Source organism: Gilliamella sp. BG7, from assembly GCF_046635565.1.
Lineage (GTDB): Bacteria > Pseudomonadota > Gammaproteobacteria > Enterobacterales > Orbaceae > Gilliamella > Gilliamella apicola_P.
Genome location: NZ_JBIDFB010000004.1, coordinates 73,504 through 97,722, shown reverse-complemented (window position 1 = coordinate 97,722; position 24,219 = coordinate 73,504). Strand labels below are relative to the sequence as shown.

Here is a 24,219-nt window from a genome sequence, read left to right as displayed (position 1 = left end):
GCCATAGTTTGTTATAACAAAAAGAAAACCATGAGCTTTCACTATGCCTAATGTCGAAGTTATTCGTTCAGTTTTACTTATCAAGGAGTGTATAGCTATCACTCACGCGACCTTAAATACGCAACATCTCATTCAACGTGAGTTATTATTTTATGTTTTGGGTGAAAAGCAAAGAGAATTGGCAATGGTATTAAGTCTTCCCACAACAAAGGATGATTGATTTCATTCACGTAAAGTGGTGCATTGATGTGTTAGCGGAGGTCGATCCATTTAACTCATTTTGTGTGCTATTTCAATTTTTTTACACTAAAATCGATTGAAATTCGCAGTTTATACTGTATATTTATCCATATTCGTTTTTTACCACGATAATTAGAAAAACAGTGGTGATGTTCTCTACTTTAGTTTTTTAGGAGTATTTTCTTGCACAAATCAGGTTGTATTGTGCTTGGCCGTGTTGACGTTTCTATTTTAAATCAGTTGCCGTTAGTGGAGACACCTGTTAGAGCTGGTTTCCCCTCGCCTGCGGATGATTATTTGGAAGCTAAACTGGATTTAACTGAGCATTTAGTCAAACACCCTAGCGCGACGTATTATATTAAAGCGATGGGTGATTCAATGGTCGATTACGGTATTTTTAGTGGTGATCTGCTGATCTTTGATCGTTCTTTAACCCCACAGGTATTGCGTGTTTGGCTAAATTTTCCTTGCCTTTTATAATAATAGGTTCTCCAGAATCAGTAGTCCAAAGTCCCGCGTTACCATCGTTAGTAAATAGCTCATGTCTGTTCAAGCGTGCAGAACCTTTAGTTTCCATATATTGTTTTACTACATCATAATTACTCATTATTAATACCCTGTTAAGTAAATTTACGACTCGTGATAAAAATTAATATTTTCAATTTGTAGTTTGAGCGAATCTTTAATTAATTTTTTTAACCCGTCTCCAATAACTAATCTAAAAGGAGGGGTCTTTGAATCAACCAGATCAAGCATAGGTTGAACCGCGTTTTCAGTTTTATAAAGAGGCAAACGAGGCCAGAACTTTTCTATGAATTCTTTTTTTGTTGGATAACTCGTATCGTACTCAGGACTAACTGATGATTTATCAATCCAATCAGTGGCATGAGGACCAGGCTCTACAATTGATGTTTTAATTCCGGTATTTTGTATTTCTAGATTTAACGATTCAATTAAACTTTCAATTGCAGATTTTGATGCGTTATAAAGACCTATACCAGGAAAATTTACTAAACCCGCAATACTCGAAATTTGGATAATGTGCCCATGTTTTTGCTGTTTCATAATTGGAAGCACTTCCTGAATAACACGTAGTGAACCAAAAAAATTTGTTTCAAATACGTTATGGCTGTCCTGTTCTGTTGCAGTTTCAACAGGGCTAAAGAGACCATAACCAGCATTGTTAATTAGTACATCGATTTTTTTAAATAATTTAATGCCTTCCTTTACAGCTTTTTTGATTGATGCTTCACTAGTAACATCCATCTGAACTGAAATGAAATTTGAGGAATATTCTTGTTTAAGTACATCTAAATTATTAATATTTCTTGCAGCACCAATTACCAAATCACCTCGAGCCAGAGCAGATTTTGCCCAAGCGAAACCCAAACCACGAGATGCTCCCGTGATTAACCATACTTTTTTCATGAAATGAATTCCTCATAAACAATGGCTGCATAATGAAGCACCCATTGTTTCAAATTCTTAAGATATTTTTTTATTCAAACTTTGAAGTGTCGGTAGCACAAACACGGAGTCGATGACCATCGGGATCATTTCCTAGAAATGTGTATCCGAAATCGAGCATTTGGAGTTCAAGTTCAATTTTGACGTTTAGTTCTTTCCATGTCGCATAAATCTCATCTACATCATTTTTTGTTACATCACTAAATGACAACTCAAAACCACCATAATGATTGGGTGCCTTTGGAGTTATTTCATCAGCCCCTTGTAGCCCCAAAATAAAATTATCATTCAATAAAAATACAGCGAAGCCAGGATAAGTTTCAATAGGTGGGCGCCCTAGTATTTTTGTGTAAAATTCAGTACTAGTATCGACATCTTTGACATAAACAATAACGCTATTAGGTTTAAACATTTTTTGTTTCCTCTTAGTGATAAAAATTAATTTACTTAATTTTGATTATCTATATTATGATGTAGCATTGATGACAACTGTATGTCATATTTAAAATTTAATGTAAATTATTTTGTAAATATAAAGCATGAAAATTAATCGTATAATTACTATCATTATGGTATTGCTTCAAAGAGAAAAAATAAGCGGTAAAGAATTAGCAGAAAAATTAAATGTATCATTGCGTACTATTTATCGAGATATACAAGTTATTGAGGGCGCTGGTATACCCATTATTACGTATCAAGGAAGTGCGGGTGGAATAAGTATTTTAAAAAATTATAAAGTTAATAAAGGTTTATTCACTAAAGAAGATGTCGTTGTTTTATTAAAAGGCCTCAACTTATTATCCTCACCGGTTTTAAAAGAAAGTGAAAATTTAAGAACACTTGAAAAAATTAAGAGTCTTTTATCAGAACAAGAACTTGATGAAGTTACAAATAACTTAAATCAACTTATTGTTGATATATCGCCTTGGTTTTCCAAACAAAATATTAATAAAAAAATTTCCATTATAAGACTGGCACTGAATGAGCAACTACTTTTATCGTTTGATTATTTGAATGTTAAAAATAAACAAGCCTCGCGTTTGATTGAGCCATATAAACTTATTTTTAAGGAAAAACAATGGTATTTACAAGCTTTTTGCCTAAATAGAAATGATTTTCGTATATTTAAATTGTCAAAGATGTCAAACATTAGAGAAACTAATACTAAATTTATTAGTCAGACATCTCCTGAAGTATTTTCTTTATTCGAAAAGGATATGAAAAAAAAGATTTTTAAAATAAAATTACTAATAGATGAATCTCTTTTGGATCGCATTTTAGATTTTTGTGACGAAAAAGATATTAAGAAATTAAACGAACAACAATATCTTGTAAATTTTAACTTTATTGATGATGACTACAGTTATGGAATTTTGCTGAGCTTAGGTCATAAATGTATTTGTTTAGAGCCTGAGCATATACGTCACGAAATGGTTGAACGAGCGGAAAAATTAGTTAAATCTTATAAAAAATCTGCCAATTCATTTATGTCAAATTATTCTATCAAATAACTTGTCAATAAATAGCCTCGTACCATAAAATGGTAAGGCAAGGTCTAGTAAATAAGTGGTTATTGTAATTTGAGTCCTTGGAAGTCCATAACAGTCCATTAAGTACCACAAAACACTAGTCCAAAAATTAGTCCAAAAGGTTAGCAAAAGCAATATAGATATCTGGATAATTCTTTTATATACAACAAGTTATAAAGATGGATTCGAACCTCGTTTCCCGCTCCAATATAACTTCCATAAAAGTCACAACAAAGTGTGAAAATATAGTAATTTCCATATATGAGATTTTTTTCTCAAATATAGAACTCATTAATCCAATATCTTCCGTGAATATTTAGTCCAAAAACTATTTATTGTTATAAAGATATTTTTTTAAACACGTTAGTCTAAATGTTTGTAAATACCCAAACCTAGTACACAGCTCACGTAGAAAATCATGCTACCTGTTTTAATGTTTTATACTCAATCGGTGTCATGTTATTTAATGCCTCATGTGGTCTTTCGGTGTTATAAATCATTAGCCATTCTTCGATTATTCTCCTTGCTTGTGCTAAGTTGTTAAAAAGATATAAATCGAGTACCTCAGTACGATAGGTAAGATTAAATCGTTTAATATAGCCATTTTGATAAGGGCTACCGGGTTGGAAATCAATGGTTATATCATGTGATTTAGCCCAGTTTATAAAGGTTTTTCCTGTAAATTCTGGCCCATTATCGTCCCGTATTTTTAATGGATACCCATGATATTCGGTCAGTTTATCTAAGTAACGGTTAATTCTTCCTGCTGGTAAGCTTACTGCAATATCAATCCCTAACGCCTCACGATTAAAGTCATCGATAACATTGAATGTTCTAAAGCGACGTTGATTACGGCTACTGTCACTCATAAAATCCATTGACCAACATTCACCTTGTTTATTAGGAACCAATAGCTTTTCTGGTGTTTGAGGTGGGATATGCTTTTACGATTTATTCTTAAGTTAAATTTTAACTCACAATATAGTTGATAAATACTTTTATGACCTATGCATAGGATATGATAAAAATATTTAAAAAAGCTCGTGCGTAAGCGTTTTTCAGTTAAACATTCAATGTTGAAATAATCATCGAGTCATCTGATAATAGTGAACACAGAGACCTAAATCCACAATGGCGTAGCTCATGATAATTGTAACAGAATAATTTTTGCAGTCGCTATGTCCAATATTAAAGTTCGTTGCTTCTAGTTCCTTTAACCGTTTTATATCCGATACTTCCATACTGCCGTATTTTCTAGCTACTGATTATGGCAAAGCTTTTTTTATGGTAACGCCGACTTCAGCTTCTTTTAACATAGTTACAATTTTGTTTTAAGTAATTTTTAGACGGTACTCACTAATTTTTATATCGAACTTGATACGCTTAAATTTGCAATATTGCATAACATAATAGAAATGAGTTATCGCAGTCAAAGTAAAAATCTTATAAATAGTCCAATTTTTAGAGTAAAATATGCACGATAAATAGAATTAATATTTTTACTTTGTTTTATATTTAGTCATACAAAATAGATGCACATTTATTGTAAATTAAACAAAATTCATATCGATTTTATATAAATTATTACCCGTTTCGATACAGAAGTTTCTATTGATTCTGCATTTGGAATTGTAGTTCAACATACATTGTTTAGCTAGGAGAAAGGAAATGTATTTATTAGAAATGGCACCAAAGTTTTTATTAGCTTTATTTATTTTACTTATTTATGTGAAATTATCGGGCAAAAGCCAAATAGCACCAATGTCACAGCTTGATCAGGTTGGAAGTATGGTCATTGGTGCGCTAGTTGGGGGTGCCTTACTTAGCCCAACAGTATCTTCTTGGGAATCGGCTGGATTAGTGGCTATTTGGGCAGGCTTACTTGTTTTAATTCGATTTATCAAATCTAAAAACTCACGTTTACGCGATGCTATAGATGGCGAACCAATCCAACTTGTTAAAAATGGGCATTTAATAACGGATAATTTTGTTAAAGCCAACTTACCAGTAAGGGATTTTGAAACCTTAGTCAATATACAAGGCATAGCTTCTTTTGATGAGTTAAAAGAGGTTTGGTATGAACTAAATGGTTCGTTAACTGTTATCAAAAAAGGTGATAAAGATATTGCCTTGCTTATTATTGAAAATGGCGGTATTAGCCATGACAATTTAGAACAACTTAAAAAAGATGAAAATTGGGTTAAACAAGAGATTGCAAAACAAGGTTATGAAAAATTAGAAGATATTTTTTGTGCTGAATGGTTTGATAATAAATTAATTGTTTATCCTTATGACGCTGTTCGTGAAGGTAAAAAATAACTATTGTTTGTATCTTAGGGTGGGTAATAATCCACCCATCTTTTAGCTCAATTGGTTAAAAGTGTATCTTTAAACTAACGTAGTTGGCTATCTTTGCTACCACGACGATTATATAAACTTGATGTTTTAGCTAATTGTTTATCGATTTCTTGTTGGCAAGACAAACAAGATTGTACGCCAGGCAATGCTGACCTTCTGGCTTCTGTAATAGGCTCTCCACATTCAATACAAAAATGAGCACTAATTGTACCGTGATTGAGTTGTCTTCTTGCGTTTTCGATAGCATCAGCAATAGTGCCTTCGATTTGTTGATTAACGGCATCGTCAGACGCCCATCCACTTGCCATAAATGAATCCTTCTATAACTGAAATAGTTGGCTAATGGTATGGTGTTTTTTTAAATATTTTCAAGTAGTATGCTAATTTAAAACAGTGCATTTTAGTGTTAATGATTATGCTGAAGTTAAGCAATAAATAGAAGAATTGTTTAACATATTAAGTGGGAGGTTATTATGCAACAATATGAACAAGCAACATTTGCTGGTGGTTGTTTTTGGTGTATGGTTAAACCCTTTGATAAGTATGAAGGGGTTATTAGTGTTGCGGCAGGATATACTGGGGGGAATGTAATCAATCCAACTTATCAACAAGTCTGCTCAGGCACAACAGGTCATACTGAAGCGGTACAAATTACGTTTGACCCAAAAGTCATTAGTTATAAAAAATTGCTTGAAATTTTTTGGAAACAAATCGATCCAACTGATTCACAAGGGCAATTTGCTGATCGAGGTGATTCTTATCGTCCTGTTATTTTTTATCATAATGAATATCAACATAAACTAGCATTATCGTCTAAACAAGCGTTACAAGATAGTAAGAAGTTTAATAAGTCTATAGGTGTCGCTATCGAGCCTGCGGTTGCTTTTTACCTAGCTGAGGATTATCACCAAAATTATTATACAAAACAACCCCAGCATTATAATCAATATTATCAATTATCAGGGCGATCAAAGTTTTTAGTACAGCATTGGCAAAAATAAAGAGGCAATTGAATTATGCAAAACTATCCGCAATATAGTTGTAAACAAAAATAGATTCATTAGTTAACATTGATACTGATTGTATTAACGTTTTTATTAGTGTTATTTAAGGTGACGTTGTCACATTATTTGGGTGGTATGTTTACTATTTATTTATTTATTTATTTATTTATTTATTTATTTATTGCATAAATATTTTTACGTGTTGATATTTGTAATAACCTTGTGGCGTTTTTTTAATTATTGTGCCTCTGTCTGGGTACTTAATCAGTAGTCGGTCACTGAATTTTTTCATATTACACATAAATCAGCTGATATTTATTATCAATATCACTTATTTTACATATAGCTGACGCCTTATATCATTATTTTTGGATTAAAGATAAAGTATTGCAATCGATTTTGATCCGTAATTAATTTTTATTATTTAAAATAAACAATATTTAATGATGAAGGTGACTTATGAATAAAATAATGAAAGAAAAAGCACTATCCATATTAACACCTATGCAATATCATGTAACCCAAAAAAATGGAACAGAACCACCGTTCGAAAATGAATTTAACGACAACCATGAGGAAGGAATATATGTTGATATCGTGTCTGGTGAGCCGCTATTTACATCGATAGATAAATTCGATTCAGGGTGTGGCTGGCCTAGTTTTACCAAACCGATAGAAAAGGGCAATATTGTTGAAAAAAAGATACCAGTTTTGGTATGCGACGTATTGAAGTGCGATCAGTGGAAGCTGATTCTCATCTTGGGCATGTCTTTAATGATGGTCCAAAAGAATTAGGTGGATTACGTTATTGTATTAACTCGGCTTCTTTACGATTTATACCTAAAGAGGAACTGGAAGACGCAGGTTATGGGAAGTACTTAAACCTGTTTGATAAATAATAAACAAACACAAAAAGCATAACCGTTGCAATAAAAAAATCCTATCATCTAAATCAGATGATAGGATAAAATTTTAAAAGACTTAGTTTTTTCGTTTAAATAAAATATAGCTAATCAATAAAAATATGAAACTGGTTATTAGTGATCCAATAATAGGGTAAATACCAATAACAATACTTACTTGAGCAAATAAATTATCGGCAATATAAAATAAGAAGCCAAAGCTAATTCCTATCACTACACGAATCCCCATTGATACACTACGTAATGGACCAAAAATAAACGACGATGCTAACAACATCATTACTGCAACTGAAATTGGTTTAATAATCTTTTTCCAAAATAGCAAATCATAATACTTAGTATCTTGCCCAGAATTTTTTAGATATTGCGAATACTCATAAAGCCCAGAAGCCGACAATGAATCAGGGTCAAATGCAACAATATTTAATTTATCAGGGGTAATATTTGTTTTCCAAGGCATGGATAACATATTAACGCCCACTACTTTTTTATTGGGCACTATCAGCTCATTTTTTTTAACTTGCGACAATGTCCAAGTATTATTTTCATACACCCCATAAGCGGCATAGGTAATGGATTGAAGTTCATTTTTGTCAACCGAATAAATATAAACATTTGAAATCGAATTATCATTATTTATATGCTCAATAAAAACATAATCATTACCATCTTTAGCCCATATACTACCTTGTTCAGCCATTAACGAATTACCATAAAGTTTCTCAGAACGCATATTGCGTGCAGTCTGTTCACTAACGGGAGCAATCCATTCGCCAATTGCCATTGTAATTAATACGAGTGGTAAAGCTGTTTTCATTACCGCAAATGCAATTTTAAAACGGCTAAAACCGGATGTCTCCATCACAATTAATTCACTGCGTGACGCTAACAAACCTAAACCAATCAAAGCGCCTAATAACGCCGCCATCGGGAAGAATACTTCTAAATCTTTTGGTACCATCAAAAGCGTATACATACCGACAGAAAACGCATCATAATCAACTTTAATTCTTCGAAGCTGATCAATAAAACGGATAATACCTGACAAACTAATAAGTAAAAAAAGACTAACACCAGTGGTGCTTAAAATAGTTTTACCGATATAACGATCTAAAATCGAGAACACGTTTTTCTCCTTAAGATGCCAAATATTTTAGGCGAAGTTTACGCATAAATAGATTATCCCAACAATTCAATATAATCGCTAATACAAAAAATCCTAAATTCAATATATAAAACCACAATTCGGGATCTAACCGACTTTTACCTGCATTAGCCTTAATTGAACTGGCTGATAAAAAGTAAACTAAATAGATTACTAAAGCTGGTAAAACTTGCGCCAGGCGCCCTTGGCGTGGGTTTGACACGCTCAGTGGAATAACTAAAAAAGCCATTAATGGCACTGAAATAATTAATGTTATACGCCAATAAAATTCTGCAGTAGCTTTAGGTGTATTAGTGTTAAGAATTTCTAATATTCCCAGCTGCTGAACATCGACTTTATCGGCATCCTCGTTAGTATTTAACTCTTTGGGTTTTATGATACCTAAATAATTATGAAAGTTTGAAATTCTAAAATCTTTTAATTGTGCTGTGCCTTCATAACGATTAGCATTTTCAAGTGTAATAATTTGGTTACCTTCGTTATCGTGTCCAGTCTTACCTTTATTAGCAATAATAATAGAAGGTCGTTGATTTGCTTTTGGATTGATTTGAGCAATAAAGACATTTTCTAAATTGTTATTATCCACATTACCAATGTAAATAACTGAATTGCTATCTGGCGTTTGTTGGAATTGTCCTGCTAATAATCCAGCTAAACTAGGATTGATCTTAGCATTAGCAACCAACTGATCTTGCTTAACGTTAGACCAAGGACCAAACCAAAGTGAATTCATTACGGTTAATATGCTAGTTAAAATGCATAGAAAAAATACTACTTGATAAGTTAAGTTTTTCTTAACACCACATGCATGCATTGCTACCATTTCACTATCAGAATAAAGTCGCCCGAAAGTAACAAGTACACCAAGAAAAAGGCTCAGCGGCAAAATAAGATCGGCCATATTTGATACGCCTAAAACTAGTAACGGCATAATTAATTCACGAGGGATTGAACCATCGATTGCGCTCGACAAAATTCTAATTAATTTTTGAGAAAAGAAAATCAGCAACAAAATAAATAAAATTGCCCCTTGGGTTTTCAATGTCTCTTTCACTAAATATCGACGAATTATCACATCTTACCTTTACATGTTGGCACAAAACAGATCTATTATAATCTGATTTGTTTCGTTTTAGTTATCTTTTTGTTGCTATCCAACAATGAACCGATAGAATATAAATTATTTCTAACAATTCACAAACGAGAAACACTATGGATTTTCAAATAAAAAACAGCGCTATTATAACTAAACAAAAAACAGAATGTTTAGTTGTTTCAATTGATTCAGGAAAAAAACAGTCTGATTTTGTCAAAGATATCGATAAATCAACCAATGGTTTAGTTAGCCAGCTTATCAAATCAGGTGATATAAGTTGCGAACTAGGTAAAACTACCTTGCTATATTCAAGTAACAATTTAAAACAAAAACTTTTATTTGTTGGTTGTGGCAAAGCAAAAACATTTGGATCCGTTCAGGCTAAAACCGTTATTAAAGCGGTAATAAAAGAACTACTAGCTAAAAAAGTTAAAAATATTGCATGGGATCTATTAGCATTCAATGAAGTAACTAGCCTTGAAATAGCCAAACAACTGCCGCAAATTATTAGCGATATAACTTATCGGTTTGATGGCTTTAAAACAACTAAAGATCCTGTACCAAGCCTAACTAAAGTGACATTATTAATTCATGATAAAGAAGCGTTATCAGCATTAACTGATCACTTGTTACAAGGGCAAATTATTGCTAATGCTATTACTGCAACAAAAACAATTGCCAATATGCCGCCAAATATTTGTAACGCAAAATACTTAGCCGAACAAGGTAAACAACTAGGCAAACTGCATTCATCATTAAAAGTAACCTGCCTTGGCGAAAGCGAATTGGCAAAATTAAACATGAACGCCTACTTGGCAGTAGGGCGGGGCTCGCAAAACGAATCAATCATGACCATTATTGAATACAACGGTGCTAAAGATAAAAAAGCTCAGCCGTATGTTTTAGTCGGCAAGGGACTAACCTTTGATTCAGGAGGAATATCTATCAAACCATCTGCAGGCATGGACGAAATGAAATACGATATGTGCGGTGCGGCAACCGTTTATGGTGTTATGCAGGCTATGGCAGAGTTAAAATTACCTATTAACGTTGTTGGAGTCATGGCGGGTTGTGAAAACATGCCTGACGGCAACAGCTACCGTCCTGGCGACATATTGACAACCATGTCAGGCACTACAGTTGAAGTGATTAACACTGATGCTGAAGGTCGTTTAGTTTTATGTGATGCTTTAACATATGTAGAACGTTACAATCCAAAAACTGTTATTGATATTGCAACTTTAACCGGCGCTTGTATCGTTGCATTGGGACATCACTATACTGGAGTAATGGGTAATAACGACAAATTAATTGCACAATTGATCTCATCATCCAACAAAGCAGGCGACAAAGCATGGGAGCTACCGATTGATAGTGAATTCCAAGAACAAATCAAATCAACTTGTGCTGATATTGTTAATGCTGGTGGCCGAGATGGCGGCACCATTACTGCGGCATGCTTCTTATCACGTTTTACCGAAAAATATCAATGGGCACATCTAGATATTGCTGGCACAGCGTGGAGATCTGGTGGGAAAAAAGGTGCAACAGGTCGTCCAGTTGCCATGTTGATTCAATATCTACTAGATCAATAAATCGAGCTAAGATTTTATGAAAAAAGTGATCTTCTATTTACTTGAAAACCAAACAGAAGCTAACGAGTCTGGCGTGCTTTTTTATGAAAAACTAGCATGCCAAAAAATAATTGAAGCATGGCATGCCAATCAGCGTGTGCAAGTTGCTTGTCAAGATCAGGCTCAAGCAGAACGAATAGACGAGTACCTATGGCAACTCGAAACCGACAATTTTGTTCCGCATAATTTGGCCGGTGAAGGTATGAAAGGGGGATCACCTGTTGAAATTAGCTGGCCACAAAAACGCAGTAGCGGCACACGTCAGCTACTTATTAATTTACAAGAACAATTTCCTGAATTTGCAGGTGTTTATCGTGATATTATCGATTTTGTGCCAGTTGATGAGCAGTTAAAGTCATTAGCAAGGGAACGGTACAGGTTGTATAAAGAGGCAGGATTTAATCTTAAAACGATTTCAATTAATTGCGAATAATATTAGGGGAGGTTTTTTTAATAGTGAAATCTGCGCATTATCCAAAAACTCAAAATTCACGCCAACCCTTTTTTTATTGACAAGTAAAAATTAATGAAAAACAATAAATTAAAATCATCTTGTAGAAAAGGGTATTTTAAAGTAAAAAACCTGTTTTGCTTTTGTAAAACTATGTTTATAGTATATCTGCTTCTAGATTAACGCCGTATAGGTGGTTTAGAAATGTTAGCAGCGTTATTGCGCTTAAATGTCCTAGATTAACGCCGTATAGGCGGTTTAGAAATGCTATTAGCGATTTAAAACCGCTTACTATCGGATTAACGCCGTATAGGCGGTTTAGAAAACAACTAAGCAAATTATAAACAACTTGCTGAAGATTAACGCCGTATAGGCGGTTTAGAAACATGCTCTTTTTTAGTTGTGCTTTCTTATATATTCCCTTTTATAATTTGTTAGGTATGTTTAGGTTAGCACTATTACACTTCTATTTTTTAATAGCAAATTTAGGTTTTTCTCAAGCTAAATTTTGTTGATTAATATTGCATCGATTATTGACTGTATCAAGACTATTTTGTCAGTTTATGATATGATTAGAGCCAAATTCAATGGCAATGAGTTATGGTGATTATGAGTTATCAAGTTCTGGCACGCAAATGGCGACCAAAATCATTTTCTGAGGTTGTGGGGCAGCAACATGTCCTTAAAATTTTGTCTAATGCACTTTCGCTAGGGCGAGTTCATCATGCTTATTTGTTTTCAGGCACTCGAGGAGTAGGTAAAACGTCAATTGCGCGTTTGCTAGCAAAAGGACTGAATTGTGAAACTGGCATTACAGCTACACCATGTGGAGTTTGTGATAATTGTCGTGATATTGAACAAGGTCGTTTTGTTGATTTACTTGAAATTGATGCTGCATCTCGTACCAAGGTCGAAGACACTCGTGAAATACTTGATAACATCCAATATTTACCAACTAAAGGGCGCTTTAAGGTTTATTTGATTGATGAAGTGCATATGTTATCGCGCAGTAGCTTTAATGCACTTCTTAAGACCCTAGAGGAGCCCCCTGAGCATGTTAAGTTTTTATTGGCAACTACAGATCCGCAAAAATTACCTATAACGATTTTATCACGTTGTTTGCATTTGCATTTAAATGTATTAGATACAACATTAATTGGTCAGCAACTTGAACATATTTTGAAATTAGAGCAAATCAGCAGCGATCCGAAAGCCATTGGGTTATTAGCTAAAGCCGCTAATGGCAGTATGCGTGATGCGCTGAGCTTAACCGATCAAGCGATTGCTCTTGGTAATGGTAAGGTCGATGCAGAATCAGTGTCGGTTATGCTTGGTATACTTGATAAGTCGGTTCCTTTTGCAATTGTTGAAGCATTACATAATAGTGATGGTAATGCCTTAATGCAACAAATTGAAGCAGCTGCTATGCAGGGCGCTGATTGGGATAACCTGTTAACCGAAACCATTACTTTATTGCATCAAATTGCGTTATTACAAGTAGTGCCAACTGCTTTGGGTGATTATACTGATAATGAAGAGCGTATACGTTTTTTAGCGCAATATATGGCGCCTAACGATGTGCAGTTGTTTTATCAAATTTTGCAAATGGGTCGTAAAGAGCTTTCTTTTTCGCCTGATAAAAAAATTGGTGTCGAGATGAGCTTTTTACGCGCTTTGGCTTTTATGCCAAAGGTAGTTGATGCTGTTACACCACCAGTAATGGCTAGTTCGGCATTTGTTCAAGGAAATAAGCAGCCACAAGCACAAACTGAAAAGCAAACTAAAGAACCGCCTAATACCCAATTGCAATCACAAGCAGTAATGCATGCGAATGTATCAAGGCAAGCAGAATTTAATAATCATGCTGTAAATCAAACTAAAAAACAATCTCGAATTCAGCAACCTGATCCTATACTTGCAACAGTGAGCCAGCCAGTTAATCATTCCGAACAGACTACACGGCAACCAGCGGTAAGTTCGTCATTAACAAATGAGCAAAGTCAGCACCACGACTTAAACGATTTAACCTTTTTGTCTTCAAAAACAGCGTTAACATCTAAAGCCAAACCAGCAACGGTGGATCTAACGATTCCTGATGATGTGTCGTCGATGACTAAAAGTATTTTAGAAATGCGTATGCAGTTGATGAAAGAGGAACAAAATCCAAAAAAGTCTGAATCGGTTGATGCAAATCAACCACAAAATTTAATAATAAATAAATCATTAACACGAATTAAACAGAGCGTTGTGCCTGTAAACGATATCGATAACAACGATAACGGCAATAGCAAAGAAGAAATTACCGCTGAAAATTATCGATGGCAAGCCAGTGGCCTAATTGCAATGAAGGAAGAGCTAGTGGTTGATACTAAGGCTTTTCGTGAGTCACTAAATGGTGATAAAACTCCTGAAATGACTAAGAAATTAATTACCGAAATGGCGCAAAAAGATGCCTGGTGTGCCGAGATCGAGCAATTAGATTTACCACCGTTAATTAAGCAAATCGTAGTTAATTCAGCTTTTGAACAAGTAGATAGTGGAACGGTTGTGTTGCATTTGCGTTCAACCGTTAAGCATTTAATTAATTCGGTATCGAATGTGATCAAGGTAAAAAAAGCGCTATGCAAACATCGTAATCAAGAGCTTGATGTAGATATTATTATTGATGATGTAAATTATAAAACACCAGTTGAAATGCGCGAAGAGTTATACCAAGAAAAACTTGCGCAGGCGAAGATAGCCATTGCCGAAGATTCAAAAGTGGCTACAATTTGTCGATATTTTGATGCTAAGATTGATGAAGCCAGTATTCGTCCTGTATAATTATGGTCATATTTTTTAAAACGAGGAATTATTATGTTTTCAGGTGGAAAAGGTGGATTGGGCAACTTAATGAAACAAGCCCAACAAATGCAAGCAAAAATGCAACAAGCACAAGAAGAGATCGCAAAATTAGAAGTTACAGGCGAATCAGGTGCAGGTATGGTTAAAGTGACCGTTAATGGTACACATAGCTGTAAACGCGTTGAAATCGATCCATCGCTTATGGCTGATGATGATAAAGAGATGTTAGAAGATCTTATTGCTGCGGCTTATAATGATGCGGCTCGCCGTTTAGATGAAGCACAAAAAGAAAGAATGGCTCAGGTTACTGGTGGCATGCAATTACCACCAGGTTTTAAAATGCCGTTTTAAGTTAATGCATTAATTCAGTTAGTTAAACTTTTTGCATTGCCGACTTTGAGTATCAAGTCGGCGATATTTTTTTATTATTACCTGTCTATTTATACAGTTTTCCTTTATTCTTTTTTTGCTTTCGGGTAAACTACACCTTATTATTTGCTTATTTGTTATGCTTTGTTATTAAGGATATATTGTGATTGGTCGTTTACGTGGTACCATTATTGAAAAGCAACCTCCTAAAGTCTTGATAGAAGTCGGTGGCATCGGTTACGATGTGTTTATGCCGATGACCTGTTTTTATGAATTGCCCGAAAATGGACGAGAGGTCATTGTGCTAACACATTTTTCCGTGCGTGAAGATGCCCAAATCCTGTATGGTTTTAATCAAGAACAAGAGCGTGAATTGTTTCGAGAACTAATTAAAGTTAATGGAATTGGTCCTAAGTTGGCGTTAGCCATTTTATCGGGCATGTCAGCAGCACAATTCATTAGTGCTGTTGAACAAAGTGAAATTAAAACACTAGTTAAATTGCCTGGAGTAGGTAATAAAACTGCACAACGATTAATTGTTGAGATGAAAGATCGCCTTAAACATTTTGGTGAACAATCATCAAATGTTAGCTTGGTTTCTGATGTAGATAGTGTTCAAAAGTCAGCTAACCAAATTGAAAGCGAGGCTGTTTCAGCTTTAATTGCATTAGGTTATAAACCACAAGAAGCCAGTCGTATTATTAATAAAGTAATTAATCCTGATATGGATTGCGAAACGCTGATTCGTGAAGCCTTAAAATCAGCATTGTAAATAGAGATTTATTATGATTGAAGAGGATCGTTTGATTGCACCACAAGCGCAAAAGGAAGAAGAGTCATTAGATCGTGCAATTCGTCCAAAATATTTAGACGAATACATTGGTCAACCGCAAGTTCGTGAGCAAATGAAGATATTTATTCAAGCCGCTAAACAACGCAGTGATGCACTTGATCATGTGCTTATTTTTGGCCCTCCTGGGCTTGGAAAAACCACATTGGCTAATATTGTCGCAAACGAAATGAATGTTAATTTACGCACTACATCAGGACCTGTTTTAGAAAAAGCTGGCGATTTAGCCGCCATGCTGACTAATCTAGATCCAAACGATGTGCTGTTTATTGATGAGATTCATCGGCTTTCACCTGTGGTTGAAGAAATTTTATATCCAGCTATGGAAGATTATCAATTAGATATTATGATTGGTGAAGGGCCTGCAGCACGTTCAATTAAAATCGATCTTCCCCCCTTTACATTAATAGGTGCAACAACCCGTGCAGGATCGTTAACTTCACCATTGCGAGATCGTTTTGGTATTGTACAACGACTTGAGTTTTATCGGGTTGAGGATTTGGAATATATTGTTAGCCGTAGCGCTAAATTTTTGGGAATGGATCTGTCAGACGAAGGTACGCATTTAATTGCCCAACGTTCACGCGGTACTCCCCGAATTGCAAATCGACTTTTGCGCCGTGTGCGCGATTATGCCGATGTAAAATCAAAAGGTGTTATCGACAAAAAAATTGCTACTCAAGCGCTAGATATGCTTGATGTTGATAATGAAGGCTTTGATTATATGGATCGCAAATTATTACTGGCTATTATAGAAAAATTTATGGGTGGTCCTGTTGGTTTAGATAACATTGCCGCGGCAATTGGTGAAGAGCGTGAAACGATCGAAGATGTACTTGAACCTTTTTTAATTCAGCAAGGTTATATTCAAAGAACACCACGAGGTAGAATTGCAACACCACATGCTTATCGTCATTTTGGGATAATTCAGAATAATTGAACAGTTAAAATTATACTACTTTATGTCAACAAAAAGCGTGGCTATTTGCTCAGCCACGCTTTTTATTAATCAAGTTTAATTCTATTTCGGATTTAACCGAGCTCTTTTTTAGTAAACATGCCACTAAATAAGTCAGTACTTAAGTAGCGTTCACCAGAAGAAGGTAAAATGACTACAATAGTTTTATTAGTATTTTCTGGTAATTTTGCTAATCGATCGGCCGCATAAACAGCGGCACCAGATGAAATTCCTGCTAATATACCTTCTTTTTCCATCAATTTGCGGGCTGTTTCGATCGCTTCTTCATTTGATACTTTTTCCACCACATCAATTAAACTTAAATCAAGATTTGCAGGAATAAAACCAGCTCCAATACCTTGAATTTTATGGGGGCCTGGTTTTATTGGTTCACCTGCTAGTGCTTGACTAATTACTGGTGAGTCGGTTGGTTCAATGGCAACTGCAGTTATATTTTTACCCTGTGTTTTTTTGATATAACGTGTTACACCAGTAAATGTGCCGCCAGTTCCTACTCCAGCAATAAAAATATCGACTTTTCCATCGGTATCTTGCCAAATTTCAGGACCGGTTGTTTTTTCGTGAATTTCTGGGTTAGCAGGATTACTAAATTGTTGTAGCATCAGGTTCTTTTTAGGATCCCTTGCCACCATTTCCTCCGCTTTTTCGATTGCGCCTTTCATACCTTTGGCAGTTTCAGTTAATACTAAGTTAGCTCCTAAAGCTTTTAGTAGTTTTCTGCGCTCAATACTCATGCTTTCAGGCATGGTTAACGTTAGTTTATAGCCTCGAGCAGCGGCTACAGTTGCAAGTGCAATCCCAGTATTACCGCTTGTTGGTTCAATTAATTCAACATCAGTAGCTAATAAACCACGCTTTTCAGCATCCCAAATCATGTTTGAAGCAATGCGGCATTTGACACTAAAACTTGGATTGCGAGACTCAACTTTGGCTAAAATATTACCGTTACCAAAATGTTTTAATCTGACTAATGGTGTATACCCAATAGTTTGTGAATTATCATCAAAGATTTTACTCATATTAGAATCCTTATTTAGTCAAAGCTAGATAGAATAGCCCCATCTTTCTGATTACTTAATTATATTTGCTATTATAAATTCATCTTAATAAGATGGTACTAATTTATTATTATAATGATATTCATTTAAGATATAAGGGGGGGGATTGTTGTTTACTGATAAGTTAAAGCATATAGTCATTTTTGTTCACTCAAAATAAAATGCAGAAACCTAATGATATTAAAATATTTTCATCCAATAACAACGGAATCTTACTACAAAAATCATTTTTCATTATATAATTATATAATCTAACTGTGGGAAAACACCGAGTTGTTTATACTTCATGATTAAAATAATCCTCTAAAAACTTATAAGGTGTTTTTCACGAAATCGCTTTATGGTGTTTAGCACGATATTCTTTTTATTGTATGTAATAAGAGTGCTGATTTTGGATCCGGTCTTTATTAGTATGATTAAACTAAAGTACTTTTAGATGTAATTATGCATTATTTTATCCCAAAATATCACTTTCAATTTCATATTCAATTTTTTTAATTGCCTGTTCGCAGCGGTAAATTCGGTTATCAAGTGCGGCTATTTTGCTTTGATTGATAATTTCGGGCGATAGTTCTAGCTCGTATTTCATCTCTTGTAGTCGGCGCAAGTAATCTAGGTGACGCATATGTTTTTGGGCTAAGGTTTCTGCAATAATATTTTGGAACCCTTTTTTGCGCAGGCTTTGGGTTGCTAGTTCACGCGTTAGGGCAGCAATTTGGTTAACTAACTTGTCAGATAAAAAAGTTATTTGTTCAACTTTTTCTAATTTTATATTAGCAACTAGTACTTGATAAGTTTGTTTGATTTTTTCAAGATAAAACGTTTTATCTGTTACAATTTTATTAGTTTGAAATAGCTGCTCGTCAAAATAAGGTTCTTGAAATTGTTGCTCGTTTGCTAAATTAATTTGCTGTTCTAATTTGTCAATTTGCTTTTGTAGTATAGTGAGTAAATTTGCCATTGTGATTATTCTTTATAATAAGTTGAGCTATTATTGTCTTGACCGAAATAATCACCTAAATGCAATTTGGCTAGGTTGATAATTTTCATAAACGCTTCAAAAGTTAATTCATTGTCTTTTGTACTATTTTCAGCAATGATTTTTTTAATAATTAGTTTTATTTTTAATTGGTTATAACAGTCAATTAGATTAAGCGGTAAGGGCGATAGTGCACGTCGTCCTAGCCAAAATAACCCTTGTAAAGGTATACTTAAAGTAAATAGTATGGTTGTTATTGTTACAGCAATTTGTGCTGGCATGTAATATTGCCAAACTAGTAAGCCAACAATAATAGGAGGTAAGTATTTATTTGCGGTTTTTATGTGGTTAATAATTTTTAATTCAGGAAATGAATGTGCTAGCTGTTTGTCCATTGGGCAAAGCTTCATATACCTATGCCCGGCTTTAAATGTGGTTATTAAATTCATATTTTTGTGATTCCTCGACATTCACTTCTTATTGTCTTAAAATAGTGCCCATTCAAATTGGGGACTCTCTCTATTTTATCTCAAAAAGCAAGATATCAGAAGTCACCTTAGCGTAGTCACATTGATTTTAAATCATGTGTAAAGTTACCAATTTTGATTGGTATATGTCTTTTTATTCAATTTATAGGAATTACTATGTCATCAAGTAATAACGCTCTTGTTCTTAATTGCGGAAGTTCATCATTAAAATTTGCCATTATAAACCCTGAAAATGGTGATGAGTTTTTATCTGGTTTAGCTGAATGTTTTCATCTTCCTGATGCTCGTATTAAGTGGAAGCTTGATGGTGTTAAGAACGAAGCGTCTTTAGGGGCTGGCGCAGCACACAGTGAAGCAATTCGTTTTATTGTTAATAGCATCTTCCCACAAAAACCAGAATTATTAGATAGCATTAAATCGATTGGTCATCGTATTGTTCATGGTGGCGAAAAATACACCCAGTCAGTTGTTATCGATGATTCAGTATTAAAAGGAATCGAAGAAGCATCTGCCTTTGCACCGTTACATAATCCTGCACATTTAATTGGTATTCGTGAAGCATTTGCTGCGTTCCCGCACCTAAAAACTAAAAACGTTGCTGTTTTTGATACTGCATTCCATACAACAATGCCAAAAGAAGCTTATCTATATGCTCTTCCAAACGAACTTTATACTAAACACGGTGTTCGTCGTTATGGTGCGCATGGTACTAGCCATTATTATGTTAGTCGCGAAGCTGCAAGATTATTAAATAAACCAGTTGATCAAACTAATGTTATCACTTGTCATTTAGGTAATGGTGCATCAATTACTGCTGTTAAAAACGGTGAGTGTGTTGAAACTTCAATGGGCTTAACTCCGCTTGAAGGTTTAGTAATGGGTACACGTAGTGGCGATATTGATCCGGCGATTATGTTCTTCTTACATGATAACTTAAAAATGTCTGTTGCTGATATTAATAATCTTTTAAACAAAAAATCTGGTTTATTAGGTTTAACAGGGGTAAGTAGTGACTGTCGTTATGTAACAGATAATTATGATAAAGACGAAAATGCTAAAAATGCTTTAGATGTTTTTGTTCATCGTTTAGTAAAATATATCGGTGGTTATGCTATGCTTTTAGATGGTCGTTTAGATGCTATCGTGTTTACTGGTGGTATCGGTGAAAACTCTGAAGAAGTTCGTCGTATGGCACTACAAAGATTAAGTATTCTTGGTTTTGAACTTGATCAAGAACGTAATCTTGCAGCTCGTTTTGGTAAGGGTGGCAAAATTACTAAAGATGGTTCAGCTATTGCGATGGTCATTCCAACCAATGAAGAACTTGTCATTGCTCAAGATGCTGCGCGCCTAACAGCGTAATTAATATTCAAAACCGCCTAAATGGCGGTTTGTTTTTATACAATAAAGATTTAAGAGGTAATAATTATGTCTCGTACAATTATGCTCATCCCAACTGGCACTAATGTCGGGTTAACAGGTGTGAGTCTGGGCGTTATTCGAGCTATGGAGCGTCAAGGTATTAATTTAAATGTGTTTAAACCTGTCGCGCAACCAAGAGCTGGTGGCGATGCGGCAGATAATACCACAACCCTAGTGAACAACAATACATCAATTCCAACACTAAAACCGCTTAAAATGAGCCATGTTGAAAACCTATTAGGTTTAAATCAACAAGATGTGTTAATGGAAGAAATCGTTGCCCTTTATGCCGAAAATACTAAAGGAGCTGATGTTGTTTTAGTTGAAGGTATTGTGCCAACATCTGATTATCCTTTCGCTAATGAACTTAATAATAATATTGCTAAAACTCTTGGCGCCGAAATTATTTTTGTAGTTAATATGGGCAAAGATACGCCAGAACAACTTAGAGATCGTATTGAAATTGCTCGTTCTAACTTTGGTGGCATTAAAAATGATAAAGTCGTTGGTGTGATTGTTAATAAAGTCAATGCACCAGTTGAAGAGCAGAATCTTGCTCGTCCTGATGTTGCTGAAATTTATCATACACCTAAATTTGACGATAAAAAAATTACTATCGATGATTTAAATGCACACAGTCCATTGCCTGTTCTTGGTTGTATTCCGTGGAATATCGATCTAAGTGCTTGTCGTGCTATAGATATTGCTAAGCATTTTGACGCAAAAATTATTAATGAAGGTGATATAAAAAATCGCCGTATTAAACATATATCTTTCTGTTCACGTAGTGTGCCTAATATTATCAGTCATTTACAACCAAATGCACTGTTAGTGACTTCTGCTGATCGTGCTGATGTATTAGTGACGATTAGTTTAGCTGCCATGAATGGTATGGCAATTGGTGGTGTACTCCTAACTGGCGGTTATGAAATCGACGATAAAGTCGCAAAATTATGCCAACCAGCGTTTGATACTGGTTTACCTGTATTTACGGTTAAAACCAACACTTTCCAGACATCGATCAGTCTACAACAATTTAATTTAGAAATCCCTGTTGATGACAAAGAGCGTATGGAAAACACCCAAAATTATGTAGCTGATCATATTGATGCTAAATGGATTAAATCATTAAATGAAGTGGTGAATTCTGCACGTCGCTTGTCTCCACCTGCTTTCCGTTATCAATTAACTGAGCTTGCGCGTAATGCGAAAAAAGTGGTGGTATTACCTGAAGGTGATGAGCCAAGAACAATTAAAGCAGCAGCAATTTGTGCCGAACGCAACATTGCAAAATGTGTGCTTATTGGTAATCCTGACGAAGTGCGTAAAGTTGCCACTTCACAAGGCGTGACTTTAGGTCAAGGTGTTGAGATCGTTGATCCTGAAAATATCCGTGAAAAATATGTTCCTCGCCTAGTTGAATTACGTAAAAACAAAGGGATGACTGAAGTTATTGCTCGTGAGCAATTGGCTGATAATGTTGTATTGGGTACCATGATGCTTGAAGCTAATGAAGTTGATGGCTTAGTATCAGGTGCGGTGCATACAACAGCTAACACTATTCGTCCACCGTTACAATTAATTAAAACTGCACCAGGCAGTTCCCTTGTTTCATCGGTGTTCTTTATGTTAATGCCTGATCAAGTATATATTTATGGTGACTGTGCAATTAATCCAGATCCAAATGCACAAGAGTTAGCCGAAATTGCCATTCAGTCGGCTGATACAGCAATCGCCTTTGGTATTGAACCTCGCGTTGCGATGATCTCATACTCAACAGGTAGTTCTGGTCAAGGTGCTGATGTTGAAAAAGTGAAAGAAGCAACTCGCATTGCTCAAGAAAAACGTCCAGATCTTATGATCGATGGTCCATTACAATATGATGCAGCGGTAATGCCTGATGTAGCAAAATCAAAGGCACCTAATTCACAAGTTGCAGGTAAAGCTACTGTGTTTATTTTCCCTGATCTTAATACAGGTAATACCACATATAAAGCAGTACAACGTTCAGCTGATCTTGTTTCGATTGGTCCTATGCTACAAGGTATGCGTAAACCAGTGAATGATTTGTCTCGTGGTGCATTAGTTGATGATATTGTTTACACTATTGCATTAACCGCAATTCAATCAGCACAAGAACAAAACGTTGCAAAATAAGTTTAGCAAAACGTTTTAACTATTGATAAAAGGTGATGCAATATCACCTTTTTTAATTAAATTTAGCCAAGTAATGGATTTTAAAAGCTTGAGTTATAGCGATTCAGTTTTAAAGTATTTTGTTTTAGAAATTTGCGACAAGGTCTTCAAAAACTTATTTTAAGTCAAGTCCAAGCATTCAAAGTTGATAAAAACAATAAATAATAAAAATTTATAAATGATTTTATCCCTCCATGTTGTTTTTTAATAGTGTTAATAACATTTTCATAAATTGTTCTTTATCATCTTGTAATATGGAAAAAAAATCTTTATCTATTTGTTCAACCAAAGGTACAGTTTCATTTGCTTTATTCAATCCTTTTTGGGTTAAGTGAATGGATTTTGCTCGATTATCTTTAATTGAGCAAGAGCGTTTTATATAATCCTTTTTTTCTAAATTCTCTAATATTTGGGAAATTGTCATCACATCGATATTTGTTTTATTTGATAAAATAACTTGTGTTATTTCGTCTGGTCGCTGTGATAGATAAGCAAGCGTTGCAAGCACTATAAATTGGGGATGAGTGATAGACTGTTTTTTCAAGCAATTTTTGATATTCGTATGCCAGGACGAATAAGTTTTCATAAAAACAAAACCAATAGATTCAGAATCAGTTCGAAATTGAGTCAAAAACTTATTGTCCTTTGTCATAATTTACCCTTCAACTAAGCCATTTAATTTGTAAGTTTTATCAATAATATCATCTGAAATCTGTTTTATAAAATCATAGGATGCTTTCGTATCCATTTTTAGATCTGGTTTTAGAGAAATTTCTGATTTTAATGCATATTGATTATGTGATATTTCCATAATTTGATGTGAGAAAAACAGTAAACCTATTTCAGGCATATCAAATTGTTCTGTAAATTCTTGCTCATCAATAATCTTTGATAAAGTCACTTCCATTTCTGGTATATTTTGTAATTTGAAAATACCTTTAGCTCCTGTTTTTAAGTCACCAAATATACGAAAGTCTTCAAGATCAGTTTCCCATAATTTTCTTAAATTAAGATCAGTATAGTATTGCCAAATTTGAGTTGGTTTAGCTTTGGTTGGTAATATGAAAGAAATTGAAATGGTATTCATAGCGCCTCCTTTTAATAAGTTTACTTATTATAAGTTCACTTATTAATTAAGTAAAGAGAATTCAATTCTTTGATCTGTTG

The 24,219-nt window shown here is 34.5% G+C and carries 24 protein-coding genes and 2 pseudogenes; 14 read left to right on the top strand and 12 right to left on the bottom strand.

Going from position 1 to position 24,219, the window contains the following annotated elements; translation table 11 throughout:
* The first annotated feature begins 43 nt into the window (after nt 1-43).
* Both ACGH49_RS04250 and ACGH49_RS04245 read left to right on the top strand, forming a co-directional pair.
* Nucleotides 44-220: a hypothetical protein gene (locus tag ACGH49_RS04250; RefSeq protein ID WP_411588336.1), complete on the top strand. Its 177-nt coding sequence runs from the start codon at nt 44-46 to the stop codon at nt 218-220.
* 224 nt (nt 221-444) lie between these two features.
* Nucleotides 445-720, top strand: a complete 276-nt coding sequence (locus ACGH49_RS04245; protein ID WP_411588394.1) for a S24 family peptidase — start codon at nt 445-447, stop codon at nt 718-720.
* Here ACGH49_RS04245 and ACGH49_RS04240 read toward each other — a convergent pair.
* From ACGH49_RS04240 to ACGH49_RS04230, 3 genes and pseudogenes are all read right to left on the bottom strand, one after another.
* Nucleotides 683-847: pseudogene (locus ACGH49_RS04240) on the bottom strand (PhzA/PhzB family protein); the annotation flags it as partial. The gene ACGH49_RS04245 and the pseudogene ACGH49_RS04240 overlap by 38 nt on opposite strands.
* Before the next feature lie 23 nt (nt 848-870).
* Nucleotides 871-1,668 carry an SDR family NAD(P)-dependent oxidoreductase gene (locus ACGH49_RS04235; protein WP_411588335.1) on the bottom strand — a complete coding sequence of 266 codons (798 nt, stop codon included), beginning with the start codon at nt 1,666-1,668 and terminating at the stop codon, nt 871-873.
* A gap of 70 nt (nt 1,669-1,738) precedes the next feature.
* Complete coding sequence (locus ACGH49_RS04230; RefSeq protein ID WP_411588334.1) at nt 1,739-2,119, bottom strand: VOC family protein; 381 nt, start codon at nt 2,117-2,119, stop codon at nt 1,739-1,741.
* A 127-nt stretch (nt 2,120-2,246) separates the two neighbouring features.
* Between ACGH49_RS04230 and ACGH49_RS04225 the strand changes: the two genes are divergently transcribed.
* Nucleotides 2,247-3,218, top strand: coding sequence for a helix-turn-helix transcriptional regulator (locus tag ACGH49_RS04225; RefSeq protein ID WP_065580415.1), 972 nt, complete (start codon nt 2,247-2,249; stop codon nt 3,216-3,218).
* 434 nt (nt 3,219-3,652) lie between these two features.
* Here the strand turns inward: ACGH49_RS04225 and ACGH49_RS04220 are convergent, their stop codons facing one another.
* Nucleotides 3,653-4,147 carry an integrase core domain-containing protein gene (locus ACGH49_RS04220; protein ID WP_411588333.1) on the bottom strand — a complete coding sequence of 165 codons (495 nt, stop codon included), beginning with the start codon at nt 4,145-4,147 and terminating at the stop codon, nt 3,653-3,655.
* Between the two features lie 757 nt (nt 4,148-4,904).
* On the opposite strand from ACGH49_RS04220, the gene ACGH49_RS04215 reads away from it, so the two are divergent.
* Entirely contained in the window at nt 4,905-5,555 is a 651-nt protein-coding gene (locus tag ACGH49_RS04215) for a DUF421 domain-containing protein (RefSeq protein WP_411588331.1), read from the top strand.
* Nucleotides 5,556-5,629: 74 nt separating this feature from the next.
* Here the strand turns inward: ACGH49_RS04215 and ACGH49_RS04210 are convergent, their stop codons facing one another.
* Complete coding sequence (locus ACGH49_RS04210) at nt 5,630-5,902, bottom strand: DksA/TraR family C4-type zinc finger protein (RefSeq protein ID WP_075524163.1); 273 nt, start codon at nt 5,900-5,902, stop codon at nt 5,630-5,632.
* A 162-nt stretch (nt 5,903-6,064) separates the two neighbouring features.
* On the opposite strand from ACGH49_RS04210, the gene msrA reads away from it, so the two are divergent.
* Nucleotides 6,065-6,595 (top strand): peptide-methionine (S)-S-oxide reductase MsrA, encoded by a 531-nt coding sequence (msrA, locus tag ACGH49_RS04205; RefSeq protein WP_141671414.1) that lies wholly within the window; start codon nt 6,065-6,067, stop codon nt 6,593-6,595.
* 474 nt (nt 6,596-7,069) lie between these two features.
* A pseudogene (msrB, locus tag ACGH49_RS04200) lies at nt 7,070-7,497 on the top strand (peptide-methionine (R)-S-oxide reductase MsrB).
* A gap of 82 nt (nt 7,498-7,579) precedes the next feature.
* On the opposite strand, the gene lptG reads toward msrB, so the two are convergent.
* Complete coding sequence (lptG, locus tag ACGH49_RS04195) at nt 7,580-8,647, bottom strand: LPS export ABC transporter permease LptG (RefSeq protein ID WP_411588330.1); 1,068 nt, start codon at nt 8,645-8,647, stop codon at nt 7,580-7,582.
* A 10-nt stretch (nt 8,648-8,657) separates the two neighbouring features.
* Nucleotides 8,658-9,761 carry an LPS export ABC transporter permease LptF gene (lptF, locus tag ACGH49_RS04190; RefSeq protein WP_411588329.1) on the bottom strand — a complete coding sequence of 368 codons (1,104 nt, stop codon included), beginning with the start codon at nt 9,759-9,761 and terminating at the stop codon, nt 8,658-8,660.
* Between the two features lie 137 nt (nt 9,762-9,898).
* On the opposite strand from lptF, the gene ACGH49_RS04185 reads away from it, so the two are divergent.
* The 6 genes from ACGH49_RS04185 to ruvB all read left to right on the top strand — a co-directional run bounded on the left by ACGH49_RS04185 (nt 9,899) and on the right by ruvB (nt 16,870).
* Entirely contained in the window at nt 9,899-11,377 is a 1,479-nt protein-coding gene (locus ACGH49_RS04185; protein ID WP_411588328.1) for a leucyl aminopeptidase, read from the top strand.
* Nucleotides 11,378-11,393: 16 nt separating this feature from the next.
* Nucleotides 11,394-11,849 (top strand): DNA polymerase III subunit chi, encoded by a 456-nt coding sequence (locus tag ACGH49_RS04180; RefSeq protein WP_065561173.1) that lies wholly within the window; start codon nt 11,394-11,396, stop codon nt 11,847-11,849.
* A gap of 618 nt (nt 11,850-12,467) precedes the next feature.
* On the top strand, nt 12,468-14,690 hold the full coding sequence (gene dnaX, locus ACGH49_RS04175; protein WP_411588327.1) for a DNA polymerase III subunit gamma/tau: 2,223 nt from the start codon (nt 12,468-12,470) through the stop codon (nt 14,688-14,690).
* A 33-nt stretch (nt 14,691-14,723) separates the two neighbouring features.
* A complete protein-coding gene (locus tag ACGH49_RS04170; protein WP_411588326.1) occupies nt 14,724-15,062 on the top strand; it encodes a YbaB/EbfC family nucleoid-associated protein in 339 nt (112 codons plus the stop codon).
* Between the two features lie 181 nt (nt 15,063-15,243).
* On the top strand, nt 15,244-15,852 hold the full coding sequence (gene ruvA / locus ACGH49_RS04165) for a Holliday junction branch migration protein RuvA (RefSeq protein WP_411588325.1): 609 nt from the start codon (nt 15,244-15,246) through the stop codon (nt 15,850-15,852).
* A 13-nt stretch (nt 15,853-15,865) separates the two neighbouring features.
* On the top strand, nt 15,866-16,870 hold the full coding sequence (gene ruvB, locus ACGH49_RS04160) for a Holliday junction branch migration DNA helicase RuvB (protein ID WP_411588324.1): 1,005 nt from the start codon (nt 15,866-15,868) through the stop codon (nt 16,868-16,870).
* A 92-nt stretch (nt 16,871-16,962) separates the two neighbouring features.
* Here ruvB and cysK read toward each other — a convergent pair whose 3' ends face one another.
* From cysK to yfbV, 3 genes are all read right to left on the bottom strand, one after another.
* Entirely contained in the window at nt 16,963-17,928 is a 966-nt protein-coding gene (cysK, locus tag ACGH49_RS04155; protein ID WP_411588323.1) for a cysteine synthase A, read from the bottom strand.
* Nucleotides 17,929-18,421: 493 nt separating this feature from the next.
* Nucleotides 18,422-18,928 (bottom strand): primosomal replication protein PriC, encoded by a 507-nt coding sequence (gene priC / locus ACGH49_RS04150; protein ID WP_081298104.1) that lies wholly within the window; start codon nt 18,926-18,928, stop codon nt 18,422-18,424.
* A 5-nt stretch (nt 18,929-18,933) separates the two neighbouring features.
* Nucleotides 18,934-19,395, bottom strand: a complete 462-nt coding sequence (gene yfbV, locus ACGH49_RS04145; RefSeq protein ID WP_065608504.1) for a terminus macrodomain insulation protein YfbV — start codon at nt 19,393-19,395, stop codon at nt 18,934-18,936.
* 195 nt (nt 19,396-19,590) lie between these two features.
* Here yfbV and ACGH49_RS04140 point away from each other — a divergent pair, with 195 nt between their 5' ends.
* On the top strand, nt 19,591-20,796 hold the full coding sequence (locus tag ACGH49_RS04140; RefSeq protein WP_411588322.1) for an acetate kinase: 1,206 nt from the start codon (nt 19,591-19,593) through the stop codon (nt 20,794-20,796).
* A 66-nt stretch (nt 20,797-20,862) separates the two neighbouring features.
* Nucleotides 20,863-23,013 (top strand): phosphate acetyltransferase, encoded by a 2,151-nt coding sequence (gene pta / locus ACGH49_RS04135; RefSeq protein WP_411588321.1) that lies wholly within the window; start codon nt 20,863-20,865, stop codon nt 23,011-23,013.
* Between the two features lie 223 nt (nt 23,014-23,236).
* Here pta and ACGH49_RS04130 read toward each other — a convergent pair whose 3' ends face one another.
* Entirely contained in the window at nt 23,237-23,704 is a 468-nt protein-coding gene (locus ACGH49_RS04130) for a MarR family winged helix-turn-helix transcriptional regulator (RefSeq protein ID WP_411588320.1), read from the bottom strand.
* A 3-nt stretch (nt 23,705-23,707) separates the two neighbouring features.
* Nucleotides 23,708-24,139: a hypothetical protein gene (locus tag ACGH49_RS04125; protein ID WP_411588319.1), complete on the bottom strand. Its 432-nt coding sequence runs from the start codon at nt 24,137-24,139 to the stop codon at nt 23,708-23,710.
* Between the last annotated feature and the right edge of the window lie 80 nt (nt 24,140-24,219).

What these genes read in the sequence shown, in the direction of transcription:
- dnaX (WP_411588327.1), top strand. Translation starts at nt 12,468, where the DNA reads ATGGTGATTATGAGTTATCAAGTTCTGGCACGCAAATGGCGACCAAAA.
- ACGH49_RS04140 (WP_411588322.1), top strand. Translation starts at nt 19,591, where the DNA reads ATGTCATCAAGTAATAACGCTCTTGTTCTTAATTGCGGAAGTTCATCA.
- ACGH49_RS04130 (WP_411588320.1), bottom strand. Translation starts at nt 23,704, where the DNA reads ATGACAAAGGACAATAAGTTTTTGACTCAATTTCGAACTGATTCTGAA.
- ACGH49_RS04235 (WP_411588335.1), bottom strand. Translation starts at nt 1,668, where the DNA reads ATGAAAAAAGTATGGTTAATCACGGGAGCATCTCGTGGTTTGGGTTTC.
- ACGH49_RS04210 (WP_075524163.1), bottom strand. Translation starts at nt 5,902, where the DNA reads ATGGCAAGTGGATGGGCGTCTGACGATGCCGTTAATCAACAAATCGAA.
- ACGH49_RS04185 (WP_411588328.1), top strand. Translation starts at nt 9,899, where the DNA reads ATGGATTTTCAAATAAAAAACAGCGCTATTATAACTAAACAAAAAACA.
- ACGH49_RS04180 (WP_065561173.1), top strand. Translation starts at nt 11,394, where the DNA reads ATGAAAAAAGTGATCTTCTATTTACTTGAAAACCAAACAGAAGCTAAC.
- ACGH49_RS04250 (WP_411588336.1), top strand. Translation starts at nt 44, where the DNA reads ATGCCTAATGTCGAAGTTATTCGTTCAGTTTTACTTATCAAGGAGTGT.
- yfbV (WP_065608504.1), bottom strand. Translation starts at nt 19,395, where the DNA reads ATGAATTTAATAACCACATTTAAAGCCGGGCATAGGTATATGAAGCTT.
- ACGH49_RS04215 (WP_411588331.1), top strand. Translation starts at nt 4,905, where the DNA reads ATGTATTTATTAGAAATGGCACCAAAGTTTTTATTAGCTTTATTTATT.
- ACGH49_RS04230 (WP_411588334.1), bottom strand. Translation starts at nt 2,119, where the DNA reads ATGTTTAAACCTAATAGCGTTATTGTTTATGTCAAAGATGTCGATACT.
- ACGH49_RS04225 (WP_065580415.1), top strand. Translation starts at nt 2,247, where the DNA reads ATGAAAATTAATCGTATAATTACTATCATTATGGTATTGCTTCAAAGA.
- pta (WP_411588321.1), top strand. Translation starts at nt 20,863, where the DNA reads ATGTCTCGTACAATTATGCTCATCCCAACTGGCACTAATGTCGGGTTA.
- priC (WP_081298104.1), bottom strand. Translation starts at nt 18,928, where the DNA reads ATGGCAAATTTACTCACTATACTACAAAAGCAAATTGACAAATTAGAA.
- ACGH49_RS04170 (WP_411588326.1), top strand. Translation starts at nt 14,724, where the DNA reads ATGTTTTCAGGTGGAAAAGGTGGATTGGGCAACTTAATGAAACAAGCC.
- ACGH49_RS04125 (WP_411588319.1), bottom strand. Translation starts at nt 24,139, where the DNA reads ATGAATACCATTTCAATTTCTTTCATATTACCAACCAAAGCTAAACCA.
- ruvB (WP_411588324.1), top strand. Translation starts at nt 15,866, where the DNA reads ATGATTGAAGAGGATCGTTTGATTGCACCACAAGCGCAAAAGGAAGAA.
- cysK (WP_411588323.1), bottom strand. Translation starts at nt 17,928, where the DNA reads ATGAGTAAAATCTTTGATGATAATTCACAAACTATTGGGTATACACCA.